General features: G+C 41.1%; 15 protein-coding genes. All 15 read left to right on the forward strand.

Going from position 1 to position 13,589, the window contains the following annotated elements:
* Positions 1 to 153 precede the first annotated feature (153 nt).
* Positions 154 to 1,092, forward strand: a complete 939-nt coding sequence (locus tag EO118_RS04515; protein WP_127068839.1) for an ABC transporter permease — start codon at positions 154 to 156, stop codon at positions 1,090 to 1,092.
* Positions 1,089 to 1,898: an ABC transporter permease gene (locus tag EO118_RS04520; protein ID WP_127068840.1), complete on the forward strand. Its 810-nt coding sequence runs from the start codon at positions 1,089 to 1,091 to the stop codon at positions 1,896 to 1,898. The genes EO118_RS04515 and EO118_RS04520 overlap by 4 nt, the downstream gene beginning before the upstream one ends.
* 118 nt (positions 1,899 to 2,016) lie before the next feature.
* Positions 2,017 to 2,724, forward strand: coding sequence for an ABC transporter ATP-binding protein (locus EO118_RS04525; RefSeq protein ID WP_240626875.1), 708 nt, complete (start codon positions 2,017 to 2,019; stop codon positions 2,722 to 2,724).
* Positions 2,721 to 3,470, forward strand: a complete 750-nt coding sequence (locus EO118_RS04530) for an ATP-binding cassette domain-containing protein (RefSeq protein WP_127068842.1) — start codon at positions 2,721 to 2,723, stop codon at positions 3,468 to 3,470. The genes EO118_RS04525 and EO118_RS04530 overlap by 4 nt, the downstream gene beginning before the upstream one ends.
* 277 nt (positions 3,471 to 3,747) lie before the next feature.
* Positions 3,748 to 5,214, forward strand: a complete 1,467-nt coding sequence (locus tag EO118_RS04535; RefSeq protein WP_127068843.1) for an energy-coupling factor ABC transporter ATP-binding protein — start codon at positions 3,748 to 3,750, stop codon at positions 5,212 to 5,214.
* A 1-nt stretch (position 5,215) separates the two neighbouring features.
* A complete protein-coding gene (locus tag EO118_RS04540) occupies positions 5,216 to 6,022 on the forward strand; it encodes an energy-coupling factor ABC transporter ATP-binding protein (RefSeq protein ID WP_127068844.1) in 807 nt (268 codons plus the stop codon).
* 10 nt (positions 6,023 to 6,032) lie between these two features.
* Positions 6,033 to 6,707 (forward strand): energy-coupling factor transporter transmembrane component T, encoded by a 675-nt coding sequence (locus EO118_RS04545; protein WP_127068845.1) that lies wholly within the window; start codon positions 6,033 to 6,035, stop codon positions 6,705 to 6,707.
* A 317-nt stretch (positions 6,708 to 7,024) separates the two neighbouring features.
* Positions 7,025 to 7,336 (forward strand): PepSY domain-containing protein, encoded by a 312-nt coding sequence (locus tag EO118_RS04550; protein ID WP_127068846.1) that lies wholly within the window; start codon positions 7,025 to 7,027, stop codon positions 7,334 to 7,336.
* A 351-nt stretch (positions 7,337 to 7,687) separates the two neighbouring features.
* Positions 7,688 to 7,768, forward strand: coding sequence for a putative holin-like toxin (locus EO118_RS08825; protein WP_370447231.1), 81 nt, complete (start codon positions 7,688 to 7,690; stop codon positions 7,766 to 7,768).
* A gap of 343 nt (positions 7,769 to 8,111) precedes the next feature.
* Positions 8,112 to 8,630: a pyridoxamine 5'-phosphate oxidase family protein gene (locus tag EO118_RS04555; protein ID WP_127068847.1), complete on the forward strand. Its 519-nt coding sequence runs from the start codon at positions 8,112 to 8,114 to the stop codon at positions 8,628 to 8,630.
* Between the two features lie 106 nt (positions 8,631 to 8,736).
* Positions 8,737 to 9,363: a peptidylprolyl isomerase gene (locus tag EO118_RS04560; RefSeq protein ID WP_127068848.1), complete on the forward strand. Its 627-nt coding sequence runs from the start codon at positions 8,737 to 8,739 to the stop codon at positions 9,361 to 9,363.
* 1 nt (position 9,364) lies between these two features.
* Positions 9,365 to 9,637, forward strand: coding sequence for a GIY-YIG nuclease family protein (locus tag EO118_RS04565; protein WP_126940941.1), 273 nt, complete (start codon positions 9,365 to 9,367; stop codon positions 9,635 to 9,637).
* Between the two features lie 36 nt (positions 9,638 to 9,673).
* Positions 9,674 to 10,132, forward strand: a complete 459-nt coding sequence (locus EO118_RS04570; protein ID WP_038144345.1) for a DUF1934 domain-containing protein — start codon at positions 9,674 to 9,676, stop codon at positions 10,130 to 10,132.
* Positions 10,098 to 11,762, forward strand: a complete 1,665-nt coding sequence (argS, locus tag EO118_RS04575) for an arginine--tRNA ligase (RefSeq protein ID WP_127068849.1) — start codon at positions 10,098 to 10,100, stop codon at positions 11,760 to 11,762. Before EO118_RS04570 ends, argS begins: the two co-directional genes overlap by 35 nt.
* Before the next feature lie 31 nt (positions 11,763 to 11,793).
* On the forward strand, positions 11,794 to 13,404 hold the full coding sequence (locus tag EO118_RS04580) for a CTP synthase (RefSeq protein ID WP_127068850.1): 1,611 nt from the start codon (positions 11,794 to 11,796) through the stop codon (positions 13,402 to 13,404).
* Positions 13,405 to 13,589 lie beyond the last annotated feature (185 nt).

Consider the following 13,589-nt stretch of genomic DNA (forward strand, 5'->3'; position numbering starts at 1 on the left):
GTGAATATATGTTGGAAGTATATAATTTATTAACTGCTTTTACAATTATATATGTAATCATAGTCAGGGATAAAATTAAATTGCTGTATTTACAAAGAGAGGCCCTATCTTATATACTTTAAGGGAGAAAATATAAAGAAAAGGTGGATTGATATGGTACGAGTATTATTATATAAATTGGCATCTATGGTGGGTGTATTATTAGCAGTCACATTGGGAACGTTTCTCTTAATGCAAATGTCTTCTGTAGATCCCGTATCGGCACGATTTTATCTGCAAGGTATGACACCAGATCCTACTATAGTGGAACAAATTCGGCAAGAGTTAGGTCTTAATGACCCTTGGTATATACAATATGGTCGTTGGTTGTGGCAGATGTTACACGGAGATTTTGGACAGTCTATCTTCCTGAATGTGCCCGTTGTAGATTTGTTGCAAAGTGCTTTACCAAGGACCTTATCCTTGGTGGCGGTTTCCATTGGCTTAGGCAGTATAGTATCGATAGGGTTAGGAGGACTGGCAGCGCATTATAAAGATACTTGGATCGATTATGTGGTGCGGATAGTATCCTTTCTAGCATTGGAGGTACCAGCATTTTGGGTAGGTTTGTTGTTATTATATGCGCTAGCCGTGAAGATTCCTATTTTTTCTGTGACAAATACTAAGGGGTTAAGTGCTTACGTGTTGCCGAGTATTACCTTGGCGATTTGGTTTTGTGGCTTATATATTCGTCGTGTTCGCAACGCTGTGGTGCAAGCGTATGCATCGTTGCCGGTGATAGGGGCAAAAACGATGGGCATACGGACACGATATATCTATCGTGATTACATCATTCCTCAAGTGCGCCTTGTGTTGTTATCCATGTTAGGGATTACGACTGGCGCTATGTTGGGCGGTTCTGCAGTGATTGAAACGGTATTTTCTGTCAAAGGGATGGGTCAACTTATCGTGAATGGCATTATTAGTCGTGATTATATTGTGGTTCAAAGCTATATCGTTTGGATTTCTCTAGTCTATGTGGTGGTGAATACATCGGTGGATATATGGATGTATATATTGCACCCTGAAAGAAGATATGGAGGGCGCCCATGATGCGCATATGGAAACAAGATAAGATGCTCTTAGGGGTTATTTTGCTGACTATACTTTGGATGGGACTCTTTCTATTTGGCTCTCAGTTAGCTCCCTTTGACCCTAATGAGACAAATTTAGGGGCTCGATTACAAGATGTAAGCGCAACGCATTTACTAGGCACGGACCAATTGGGGCGTGATGTGCTGTCACGGATATTATGGGGAGGACAAGATTCATTGTTCATAGCCATATCTATCATTGCCATTAGTAGTATCATTGGCATTTGTATCGGTGGACTGTTAAGCATGAGTCCTTGGTATATTGATGAATTGGGAGCGCGCTGCATTGATATGTTGCTAGGGTTCCCTAGCATGATCGTGGCCATTGCCTGCATTGGTATATTGGGGCCGTCTGTAGAAAATATTATCATTTCACTGTGTTTAACTCGTTGGGCAGAATACGCAAAGATTACACGGAATTTGGTGAATTTGGAAAAACAAGCACAATATGTGGTCGTAGCACGTATGTCTGGGGCGTCCTTGTGGCGCATTATCCGTCGCTACATGATTCCCAATCTTCGAGGGACTCTATTGTTGGTCATCATTCAACATATGGGGGACACGATTATTACAGTGGCAAGCTTTTCCTTGATCGGCATTGGCGTACAACCGCCTACACCAGAATGGGGTGCTATCTTGCTGAATGCTCGAGATTTCTTGCAAACAGCGCCTTGGCTGTTGATCTATCCAGGGTTAGCAATTTTTATCACTGTTGTGTTATTAAATTACATTAGTGATGCCTTACAAGATGGTAGGCATGTGTAAAGGGCGAAATAGTAGCCCCAATTTGATTCTTATGTAACGACGAAGGATAGTACCATTGACTCATACAGATTTAGTAATGATAGACAATTTATCCGTCTCTTACGATGGAGTAAAGGTCGTGAAAGAGGTATCTTTCACGTTAAAACAGAATGAAATCTTTGCCATCATTGGTGAAAGTGGGTCCGGAAAATCTACTGTAGCGAAAGCTTTCTTAGGTTTGTTAGAACAGGCAGATCTAACGGGAGCTATCCACTATGGGGGAGATAACTTGCTCACTTATGGGCCTAAGGAATGGCAAGGTGTGCGTGGTGTAGATATAGCCATGATTTACCAAAATCCAGGCAATTATTTAAACCCATTCAAACGCATTGGAGAGCAGATGAAAGTAGTCTTAGCCTCCCATGGAAAGGCCTACGATGAAGGAGATATTTTGAACCTGCTAGAGGCTGTTTCCTTGCCACGAGGAAAAGCATTACTTGATTCCTATCCATTTCAATTGAGTGGTGGCATGCAGCAGCGGGTGGCTATCGTCATGAGCTTGCTTATCCATCCACAACTCCTTATTGCCGACGAACCGACCAGTGCTCTTGATGTATTAGTGCAACAGGACATTGTGAAAGTCCTACAAGAGGTACAACAGCGGTTGCAGAATACGTTGCTGTTTATTACGCACAACATTCAGGTAGCTCGTACATTGGCGGATCGCGTGGGCATTATGCATAAAGGGGTATTGGTGGAAATGGGTAAGACCGAAGAGGTTTTATCGAATCCGCAACATGAATATACGAAACTACTTTTACAGTCCTTGCAGGAGGTGAAAGTATGATAGTGGAAGCAAAAGGAATTAGCAAAATTTACAGCCGTCAAGGGGAAACTGTCACAGCTTTACAGGATGTTAATCTTAGTGTTGGTGCTCAGGAGCGTATCGGTATTGCGGGAGGCAGTGGATCTGGTAAAAGTACCTTATTGCGATTGCTATCCTTGCAAGAAGAGCCAACTTCAGGGACCCTTTCTTTGTTTGGAAAATCTACCTCCCAATGGAAAGGAAATGAGAGAGAGCTCTATCGTTCCTTGCAAGTGATGTTCCAAAACTCCTTTCACAGCATTAGCCCTCGCATGGCAGTAGGTGAATTTATGCTAGAACCTTGCGTGAATTTTGGGATAGGCACAAAACAAGAGGCAAAAGAGCGCTGTGAATGGTGGCTTTCAAAGGTGGGATTGGATACATCGGTGTGGAAGAAATACCGCCATGAATTGAGCGGAGGCCAGTTACAGCGATTGGTTTTAGCCCGCATGATGGCAGTCGGGGCTGAGCTTGTCTTATTTGATGAGCCGACGAGTGCCCTCGATGTGTGCAATCAAGCACGGGTTATCGAATTGATTCAAAACGTTTACGAAGAGCAACCGTTTACCTATGTGTTCGTCAGCCATGACCTAGGCGTTTTGCAAACTCTCACGGATCGTATTATTGTGATGAAAGAAGGTACGATTGTAGAAACCTTGGCATCAAAAGATTTGGGATTGGCAACGCATCCGTATACAAAACAATTATTGGCAGCTAGCCGTGGATAATTGGTTGTGACCATGACATAATAAAGACCGCAACAGTTTCTTGGGGGAGAAAGTGTTGCGGTTTTTTGTGTTGTATGGGTTACTGTAGTATGAGTAGCACATATAACCCAATTGCATTTATATACAATTGCTTTAGTGATAGGTTGATCCGTAAGAATCCTTACGGGGAGTGAATGTAAATATTGGGGTTAGTGATAGCATGAATCGTAAAAAAATAGTATAATTGTATTTTAGAATATACGATACAAGTGATATAGAAGAAGATAGGGAGGAACGAATGAAAGAAATCAAAGATGTGTCGAAACTGAGTTATACCCATGTGCAGGGTGGTCAGTTTCGTTGGATAACAGTAAGTACCATCATGCTAGCTTTGGGGACGATTCTGCATGCAGTATCGCCAAGTGTGGCAGGGGTCACACCGAATTGGACCATAGCGACCTATTGTGTAGCTATCAACTTAACGCGCCCAACTCTTAGACAAAGTTTGGGAATCGGCTTGGTAGCCGCCTTGATCAATGTATTTACATCGAAATCGGCATTGCCATATGGCAACTTGATTAGTGAGCCTTTAGGGGCTTTCACATGTGCTGTATTAGTGCATTACATTTCTAATCTAAAAATTGGTAAATTAAATTTGATGCCTATATTGAGTGCTTTCATCAGTACTGTGGCATCTGGTGGCGCTTTCATTACTTGCTTGTACCTCGTGTTAGGTTTGCCTAGCAATGTGTATTGGAATGCCATGTGGCCATTGGTGTTGATGGTGGCCCTCTGTAATGCCGTAGTGGCACCATTCCTGTACATTCCGGCGCAAAAATTGTTGGCTCGCCAAACTGTGAAAGGACAACAATTAACGGACAGCAGTGATCATAGTGATTTACACATTGTACCATCCGTGAAAGCTCCTATCGTCATCGACCATATGAGTTATCGCTATGGAAATCAAACGAAGTATGCCGTGAAAGACATCAACTTAGTTGTGAACGAAGGAGATTTTCTTGTTATTACAGGACCAGCAGGTTGTGGTAAATCTACCATCTGTATGGCCATGGCAGGGGCTGTGCCTAAGTTTTACGGTGGTACTATGGAAGGCATGGTATTCATCAATGGTAAAGCGGTGACGCAATTAGAAATTCCAGACGTAGCCGATGATATCGGTATTGTCTTAGCTGACTATGATACACAATTAGTAACAATGACGGTAGCAGAAGAAGTAGCCTTTGCCCTTGAAAACCGTGGTTATACGGCGGAAGCTATCGAAGAACGTACGGCCATCGTATTAGATCAAGTGGGATTGACGGGCTTAGAAGACCGCAATGTATATAGCTTATCTGGTGGTCAACGCCAGCGATTAGCGATCGCCTCTGTGCTAGCTGTCAACCCATCTATCTTAGTCTTAGATGAACCAACTAGTTCCTTGGATCCAGAAGGAACAGAAGAATTGTATCGTTTGGTAGGTTCATTGAATCGTGACCATGGTATTACTGTAGTTGTTATTGACCACGATTTACATGCTGTATTGCCGTATGCAAATCGTATGGTATTAGTCGATGGTGGGGAGCTAAAAATCGATAGTTCTGTAGAAAATGTGTTGTCTTACATGTATGATACAAATACCTATGTAGATGCATTACCATCCTTATTTGTGACCTATAAATCATTAGCAGCGAAAGGGATCGCCTTAGATACACCATGGTTGTCCTTGGAATCTGCCCAGTCTAGTCTGTTGAAAGGAGAACGCTAATATGTTGACAGTTGAAAATTTGCGCTTTTCCTATGTGCCAGGACAAGACATTATGAAAGATGTGACTTTCACTATTGGCAGTGGTGAGTTTATTACATTAGGTGGTCGTAATGGCTGTGGAAAAACGACAGTGACCCGTTTATTAGTCGGTTTAGAAACACCCGTAGAAGGCAAGATTTCTTATGATGGCCGAGATATTACACATATGCCTACCTCTGAAAGAGGCCGTTTTATTGGCTATGTATTTCAACAACCAGATCGTCAAATGTTCCGTCAAACCGTGGCAGAAGAGGTGGCATTTGGGCCTGAACAGTTGGGATATGATACAGAAACCGTTCGTAGTATTGTGAAAGATGCGTTGGAACGAGTAGGCATTTCTCATTTAGCAGAATCCTATCCATTAGGCCTGCGCCGTGGAGAAAAGCAACGGGTAGCCATCGCCTCTGCCTTGGCAATGCAATCGAAATTGTTAATTCTTGATGAGCCGACGAGCGGTCAAGATGGAACGGAAACAAAGGAACTTTTGGTATTATTGCAAGAATTACAAGCCCAAGGTTTGACCATATTATTAATTACTCATGACATGGAAATTATGGCAGAATATTCTACACGAGTGATTATTATGGGATACGGCACGAAAGCCTTTGATGGATCCCCAGAAGAATTATTTACAAACCGTGAGGATCTGTTGGAACTTGGTTTGACAAAACCACCGAGTGTGGTACTCAGTGAAACGGTACCAGCCTTAGGGTATTGTAAGTCTATGAAAGAGTTTGAACTGCGCTATGCAGAGTATGTGAAAGGTTAGGAGGAGACTAATGAAATTTGTACCATTAACAAAAATTTGGGCTACTATTTTCGTGTCCATCTTAGCCATTGCTATGAAAACTCCGGAGCTATTGTTAGCATTATTTGGGGTAGAATTACTGTTAATGCTACTTGGTGGTATCTTGTTCCGTCAATGGAAACCTTTATTGGCTTTAATTGGATTTTCTGCATTCTTAGGTATCGTACAGTATTTGGGTAGCTGGTCTGTGGATTCTGCTATTGTGACGGCTTTGCGCATGTTGACGATGACTGCTATTTTTATGATGCTCATCGTGACAACAAAAACACAAGATTTAACAGTGGCTCTTGTGCAACAATGTCGCATCCCCTATGCCTATGCATTTATGTTTACAGCGGCTTTACGATTTGTACCAGACTTTTTACGTGAAAGTAAAGCGGTACAAGAAGCACAGGCTTGCCGTGGCATGTCTTTAGAAGGCAATTGGCTGACAAAGATAAAATCTTATATGACTGTCATTCAACCATTGATGCTGAAATCATTAAGTCGATCTGAGACAATGGCGTTGTCTTTAGAACTTCGAGGCTTTGGAAATCAGCAACATACATTTATGCGAAAAGTGAGTTTACAGGGCGTTGACTATGTGGCGTTTTTGGTTATGCTAGGGGCGACCCTTGTGACGCTATGTAGCCTATGGCGCTCGTAACTAGCATAAGGGAAGAGCACGGTATACCCCCTCTCAAACGGTATTTCATAATGTTTGTTCGGGGGCACACCGTGCTCTTCGTGTGTTTGCGTGATTTAGTTAGTAAGGGACGCCACAAGGCTGCTACGCCTAACTGCGTTTCTTAGGGAGGAGACTGTGTTGTTTATTTTGTTATAGTTTCTATCTATGCAGTTTTAACATAACATAGGCTGTGGTTATGGTTGACGATTTTATTAGTGCTAAGATATACTATTATTATAGGATATAGAGATATATCGATATAAAAGATAAGTTTCGTGTATTGAGGAGAAAATATTATGAATAAAGTAATGAAACAAGTAGCGTTAGCAGCTGTGGTAGGTGCAGGTTTATTTGTGGCTGCAGTGCCAGCACAAGCGGCTTTCAGTAAATATACACCAGTACAAGCGCAAGCAGCAATCAGTTATGATCGTGCGGTAGAAATTTTTAAAGCGCAATATCCAGATTATCAAATTAAAGATGTTGATTTTGATGTGGACTATGGCCGCCCTCATTATGAAATTGAAGGTTTCCGTGGATACGAAGAAGTAGATGTAAAAATAGATGCAGCTACAGGTGAGATTTATCGCGTGAAATATGATCGTGACTAAGTCGTCTCTTGTTTTGCTATGCAGCCTGTGGCGTTCGTAACTGAATCGGGCAAAGGGAAGACCGTAACACACTCCTTCTCAAACTATACAGTGGTTATGTTTGTTTAGGGGTATGTTACGGTCTTCTTGTGTTTGAGTGATTTGGTCAGTAAAGGAACACCACAAGGCTGCTACTTGTAACTGCGTTCCTCAAGGGGAATCATTTGCAAACTTGTGCTTTGTTTAGTTTTGCTATATGGTATGGTAATAACACACATAAACAATGCGAATATATTATGCTATAATATAAATATGAAGAGCCAACAACGTGAGTTGGGCTCATCTCTTCCTATGATGGGAGGAGGTGATACTATGACACTGTTCGAAGTTTTAATGTTATTAATTCAATTCGGATTGCTTGTTGTAGCAGTTTTAACTTATATGCAAATGTAAGTGAAAAGCCTAACGTCAAAATAAGTGTCGGAAGCACTTATACACGTTAGGCACATTTCACGTTATAGAATTCTGAGATGAGCCTAACGCCTTAGACACGTTGATGGCTCTTCTTTTATTACTTATAGTATATCATATATTTAGAATGTATGACAATTGTTTTGAGTTTGGCTATACAGTTTCTGGTGGTGGTATATATAAATTTGCGGTTTACTGGGGTTGCTTAGGGAATGTCGTATTTGCTTTGGTTGAGTATAGGTTTTTAATAATAATTTTCAAAATAATTCTCTAAGCACTTGAAATAGACATGGCTGTTAGTGCTATAATAGAATGAGGTAAGTTCGTGCAGGGGTTGAAAGGAGAAATGATGGATTATAAAGTAGCAGCTTCTTTTTGGAAAGAGAAGGATACAGCTGCAAGAAAGATGGACCCACGTGAATTGCATGTTGAGATTGTTGATTTTTTGAAAGCCCATCATACGTGTGCTTTGGCGACGCATAGTGAAACGGGTGTACGTTGCACGCCATTATCATATACGGTGCATGGTGGATACATTGATATCTTCTCTGAAGGCGGCGAGAAGTTTTTTCATTTAGAAGAAGATAAAAATGTATCTCTTACAGTGTTTGATCCTTATAAGGGGCCAGGTACAGCGAAGAGTGTTCAGATTCAAGGGGTAGCCACTGTGCTAGGTCCTGATGATGAAGAATATGCTAAGGTGCTAACAGAAATTGGTATGGAAAAATTATTAGACCGTGATGATCCATTATATTTGATTCGTGTGAAATCGAATGAAATTGTTTATTTGAATGGTTCCTTGCGAGAACGAGGCTATTATATTCGTCAAGTCTTAGCGAGATAGGGTAGATTCTTTTTGCACATCTGCGTCAAGTATGATACAATAAGTAAAGACCGCCGTTAGAGGTTTCATCTAACGGTGGTTTTTATTTTAGAAATGGAGACAATGAATGAATATACAACGTATCTTACTGAGTGCATTATTAGGAGCAACATTAGTAGTGACAGCTGCTTGTGGTACTGAAGCAGCTCAGCAAGCAAAATCTGAAGTAGGTAAAGACGTGAAAGTAGAAGCAAAGATGCCTAGCTTTGATGCCACACCAATTGCTGATGAATATGCTACGATTCATACGAATAAAGGTGATATCAAAGTGCGTCTGTATGGTAGCAAGGCACCTATCACTGTGAAAAACTTTAAAAGTTTAATTGAACAAGGATACTACAATAATTTAACCTTTCACCGTGTTATCGATGGCTTTATGATCCAAGGTGGAGATAATAAAAAGGGCGGCCCTGGGTATACGATTCCTGATGAAGTGAGCAATGATTTACACTTTAATAAAATGGGAATCTTGGCGATGGCCAATGCGGGCCCAAATACAGGAAATGCGCAGTTCTTTATTACTGTGGCACCAACGCCTTGGTTAGATAATAAACACACCATCTTCGGAGTGGTTGTACAGGGCATGGATGTGGTAGAAGCCATCAGTCGTGTACCACGAGATAAGCGAGATACACCGAAAGAACCAGTGGTGATTCAATCTGTTGACTTAGCACCAATTCCAGCTGGTGAATAAGATGGAAGAAAAGTTTTATACCTATATGGTGCGTTGTGCAGATGGATCTCTCTATACGGGATGGACTACGGACTTAGAGAAACGTATACGAGCCCATAATGGTGAAATTAAAGGGGGAGCCAAGTATACACGAGGTCGTAGACCGGTCACTTTGGTGTGGAGTACAGCTTTCAGTAGAAAGCAAGACGCTCAATCCATGGAACAGCAAGTGAAGCGCATGGAACGGTCCCAAAAAGATGCCCTCATTGCGGCAAGTTGTGATATAATGAAATGATACAGATAGTGCGTGAATACGAGAGGAGGAATGCTAATGAAACGAGTCATTGTGTCCGTGAAAAGTACGCAACGTGATGCGGATGGAGAAGATACGGTGGTGGAATTAGTATCCTCTGGAAAGTATTATGAAACAGCTTTGGCGAAACATATTATTTATGATGAAAGTGAAGTTACTGGTTTGGGGAATACGAAAACGACAATTAAAGCCTATAAGGATTCGGTAGTACTCTTGCGAACTGGTGAATTTTCTATGCGCCATGAGTATCAACTGGGGAAGACGAACATTGCAAGCTTAGAAACCCCATATGGGGCGGTAGAACTAGCTATGCTAACCCATGAATTAGACATAGATTTGAAAGATGGCAAGGGCCATATTTGTTTAGGATATGATATCTCTGTTGGTGGTGAATGGCAATTTTACAACCAACTATATGTAGAGATTCGGGAGGATGTACATTATGGACATGAAAGAAGTTTTGAAAGCAGCCATTAAGGATGCTTTGCAAATAGCTCTGGAACAAGGAGAATTACCAGAAGGTACCTATCCAGAGGCACAATTAGAAGTACCACCGCAGAAAGAGTTCGGTGATTTTTCTACTAACATAGCTATGCAATCTGCACGAGTAGCGAAATCCAATCCAAGAGCTATTGCGGAAACGATTATTTCCCATATGAATTATGATTGGTTAGAGCGCGCAGAAGTAGCAGGTGCTGGATTCATCAATTTCTTCTTAGCATCAGATGTGATTTATGATACTTTAAAAAATATATTAACAACAGGGGACACATATGGTAGTGCTCCACTTCGTGAAGAGGATACAGTACAAATCGAGTATGTGAGCGCCAACCCAACAGGTTTATTACATGTAGGCCATGGTCGTGGTGCTGCCTATGGTAGTGCTTTGGTAAATTTAATGCGTGCAGCTGGATATAATGTATTTGCTGAGTATTACATTAATGATGCAGGTAAACAAATCGACAACTTAGCGGCCTCTGTGAATGCTCGCTATTTAGAATTGTTAGATATGAAACATGAGTTCCCTGAGTCTGGCTATCGTGGTCAAGATGTCATCGATACAGCGCAAGAATTGATTAACTGGAGAGGCGATTTCTTCGCAGTCCTTCCAGAAGAAGAGCGTGTTCCATTCTTTAAAGAATTTGCTTTAACAGAAAAATTAAATGGATTACGCAAAACATTACGTAATTTCCGTGTAGGGTTTGATCGTTGGTTTAGCGAACGTAGTTTGCATAAAAGCGGTGAGATTCGCACATTGGTGAATCAGTTATTAGAGTCTGGCGGAATGTATGAAAAAGATGGGGCTTACTGGTTGGCATCTATGCAATATGGAGATGACAAAGACCGTGTAGTTATCCGTGACAATGGAGAGCCAACATACTTAGCCGCAGATATTGCGTACCACAAAGATAAATACGAACGTGGTTACAAACAATTAATTAACATTTGGGGTGCTGACCATCATGGTTATATTGCTCGTGTAAAAGCAGCTATGGAAGCGCTTGGATTCAATCCAGATAAATTAGAAGTTCTGTTATTACAAATGGTATTTTTATACCGTGATGGGGAACTTGTAAAAATGTCCAAACGTACTGGTGAAACCATAACTTTGGATGAATTGATTGAAGACGTAGGAGTGGATGCAGCAAGATACTTCTTCTTGATGCGCTCCTTAGATAGTCAATTGGACTTCGACATCAATTTGGCATCCTCTAAATCTAACGACAATCCAGTGTACTACATCCAGTATGCACATGCTCGTATTCATAGTATTTTTGGACAAGTAAAAGAAGCGGGTATTGCCTATGGTGACTGGGCAAATACATCTTTCACAGCATTGCAAAGTGAACAAGAAGTGGAATTGATTAAAAAATTAGCGGCTTATCCAGAAGAAATTCAACTATCTGCTAATAATAAAGTACCACATCGTATCGCTAAATACTTGTACGATGTAGCAAGTCTATTCCATTCCTTCTATAAACAAGGTCGTATCATGGGCGTTGAACCAGAATTGCAACAAGCTCGATTAGGCTTGATTACGGCAACAGCACATGTATTACAACATGGTCTTGGTATCTTAGGTATTTCTGCTCCTGAAAAAATGTAATCAGAAGCGCATAATTTATTAGGGAGGCATCATGTCAACAAAGTATATTTTCGTAACAGGTGGCGTCGTATCATCATTAGGTAAAGGCATTACTGCAGCATCCTTGGGACGTTTGTTGAAAAACCGTGGGTATAAGGTGACAATTCAAAAATTTGATCCATATATTAATATTGACCCAGGTACAATGAGTCCCTATCAACATGGTGAAGTGTTCGTCACTGACGACGGTGCAGAAACTGACCTAGATTTAGGCCACTATGAACGTTTCATCGACATTAACTTAGGTAAAACATCCAATATTACAGCTGGTAAAGTGTATTGGTCTGTGATCAATAAAGAACGTAAAGGTGAATATCTTGGCTCTACTGTGCAAGTTATCCCTCACATTACGAATGAAATCAAAAATGCTGTGTTCCGTGTAGGTAAAGAAGACAATGCTGATGTGGTGATTACAGAAATCGGCGGTACTGTAGGTGATATTGAAAGCTTACCGTTCTTGGAAGCTATCCGCCAAGTGAAAAAAGAAGTGAACCGTGATGATGTGTTATATATCCACGTAACATTGGTACCATATATTAGTGCAGCTGGTGAGTTGAAAACAAAACCAACACAACATAGCGTAAAAGAACTTCGTGGCATCGGTATTCAACCAGATATCATTGTATGCCGTACGGAAAAAGAAATTTCCCGTGAAATGAAAGATAAATTGGCCTTATTCTGTGACGTAGACCCAGATGCTATCGTGGAAAACCGTACCTGCAGTACTATCTATGAAGTGCCATTAATGATGCAAGATGAAGGATTAGACAGTATTGTAGTGCGCAAATTGAACCTAGAAGATCGTCCTGCAGATATGACAGAATGGAAAGAAATGGTGCATAAAATCTTACATCCTAAACAAGAGATTACTATCGCTCTTGTGGGTAAATACGTAGCATTACATGATGCATATATTTCTGTAGCGGAAGCATTGGGGCATGCAGGTATCGTAGAAGACACTAAAGTGAATATTAAATGGGTTGACTCTGAAGCGGTAGAAACAGAAGGTACTGATTTAGCGGAAGTATACAAAGATGTAGATGGTATCTTGGTACCTGGTGGTTTCGGTTGCCGTGGCGTAGAAGGTAAAATTGCTACTATCCAATATGCTCGTGAGCACAAAGTACCATTCCTTGGGATCTGTTTAGGTATGCAATCTTCTGTTATGGAATTTGCTCGTTCCGTATTGGATATGAAAGGTGCTACTTCTACAGAATTTGATGAAAGCTGTGAGTTCCCTGTGATCGATTTAATGGACGATCAAGTAGATGTGGATGAAAAAGGCGGTACAATGCGTCTTGGCGTATACCCATGTAAAACAGTACAAGGTACAAAAGTACATGAAGCATACGGTGAAGACTTAATCTATGAACGCCATCGTCATCGTTGGGAATTCAACAATGCATACCGTCAACAGTTGACAGATGCAGGCTTGATTATCTCTGGTACATCTCCTGACAATCGTTTAGTAGAATGCGTTGAAGTAGCAGATCATCCTTGGTTCGTGGGCGTACAATTCCACCCAGAATTGAAATCCCGTCCAAACAATGCACATCCATTATTCAAAGGATTTGTGAAAGCAGCCATTGACAATAAAAAATAAGACATACTGAGTGTGTCATATAGAAAGGACTGTAACGAGAATAGAATAGATTCTTGTTGCAGTCCTTTTATGATAAGAGCTGTTTTTGAGGATTATGACATAGTCATACCTATTGTTTTTTATCCCAAACAGTGCTATACTTGAGACATAAACAAGAAGAGCCGTCAACGTGTGCTGGCGTTAGG

The sequence above is a fragment of the Veillonella sp. 3891 genome, from assembly GCF_003992315.1.
Taxonomy (GTDB): Bacteria; Bacillota; Negativicutes; order Veillonellales; family Veillonellaceae; genus F0422.

What these genes read in the sequence shown, in the direction of transcription:
- EO118_RS04520 (WP_127068840.1), top strand. Translation starts at nt 1,089, where the DNA reads ATGATGCGCATATGGAAACAAGATAAGATGCTCTTAGGGGTTATTTTG.
- EO118_RS04515 (WP_127068839.1), top strand. Translation starts at nt 154, where the DNA reads ATGGTACGAGTATTATTATATAAATTGGCATCTATGGTGGGTGTATTA.
- EO118_RS04550 (WP_127068846.1), top strand. Translation starts at nt 7,025, where the DNA reads ATGAATAAAGTAATGAAACAAGTAGCGTTAGCAGCTGTGGTAGGTGCA.
- EO118_RS08825 (WP_370447231.1), top strand. Translation starts at nt 7,688, where the DNA reads ATGACACTGTTCGAAGTTTTAATGTTATTAATTCAATTCGGATTGCTT.
- EO118_RS04565 (WP_126940941.1), top strand. Translation starts at nt 9,365, where the DNA reads ATGGAAGAAAAGTTTTATACCTATATGGTGCGTTGTGCAGATGGATCT.
- argS (WP_127068849.1), top strand. Translation starts at nt 10,098, where the DNA reads ATGGACATGAAAGAAGTTTTGAAAGCAGCCATTAAGGATGCTTTGCAA.
- EO118_RS04580 (WP_127068850.1), top strand. Translation starts at nt 11,794, where the DNA reads ATGTCAACAAAGTATATTTTCGTAACAGGTGGCGTCGTATCATCATTA.
- EO118_RS04560 (WP_127068848.1), top strand. Translation starts at nt 8,737, where the DNA reads ATGAATATACAACGTATCTTACTGAGTGCATTATTAGGAGCAACATTA.
- EO118_RS04570 (WP_038144345.1), top strand. Translation starts at nt 9,674, where the DNA reads ATGAAACGAGTCATTGTGTCCGTGAAAAGTACGCAACGTGATGCGGAT.
- EO118_RS04545 (WP_127068845.1), top strand. Translation starts at nt 6,033, where the DNA reads ATGAAATTTGTACCATTAACAAAAATTTGGGCTACTATTTTCGTGTCC.
- EO118_RS04530 (WP_127068842.1), top strand. Translation starts at nt 2,721, where the DNA reads ATGATAGTGGAAGCAAAAGGAATTAGCAAAATTTACAGCCGTCAAGGG.
- EO118_RS04540 (WP_127068844.1), top strand. Translation starts at nt 5,216, where the DNA reads ATGTTGACAGTTGAAAATTTGCGCTTTTCCTATGTGCCAGGACAAGAC.
- EO118_RS04535 (WP_127068843.1), top strand. Translation starts at nt 3,748, where the DNA reads ATGAAAGAAATCAAAGATGTGTCGAAACTGAGTTATACCCATGTGCAG.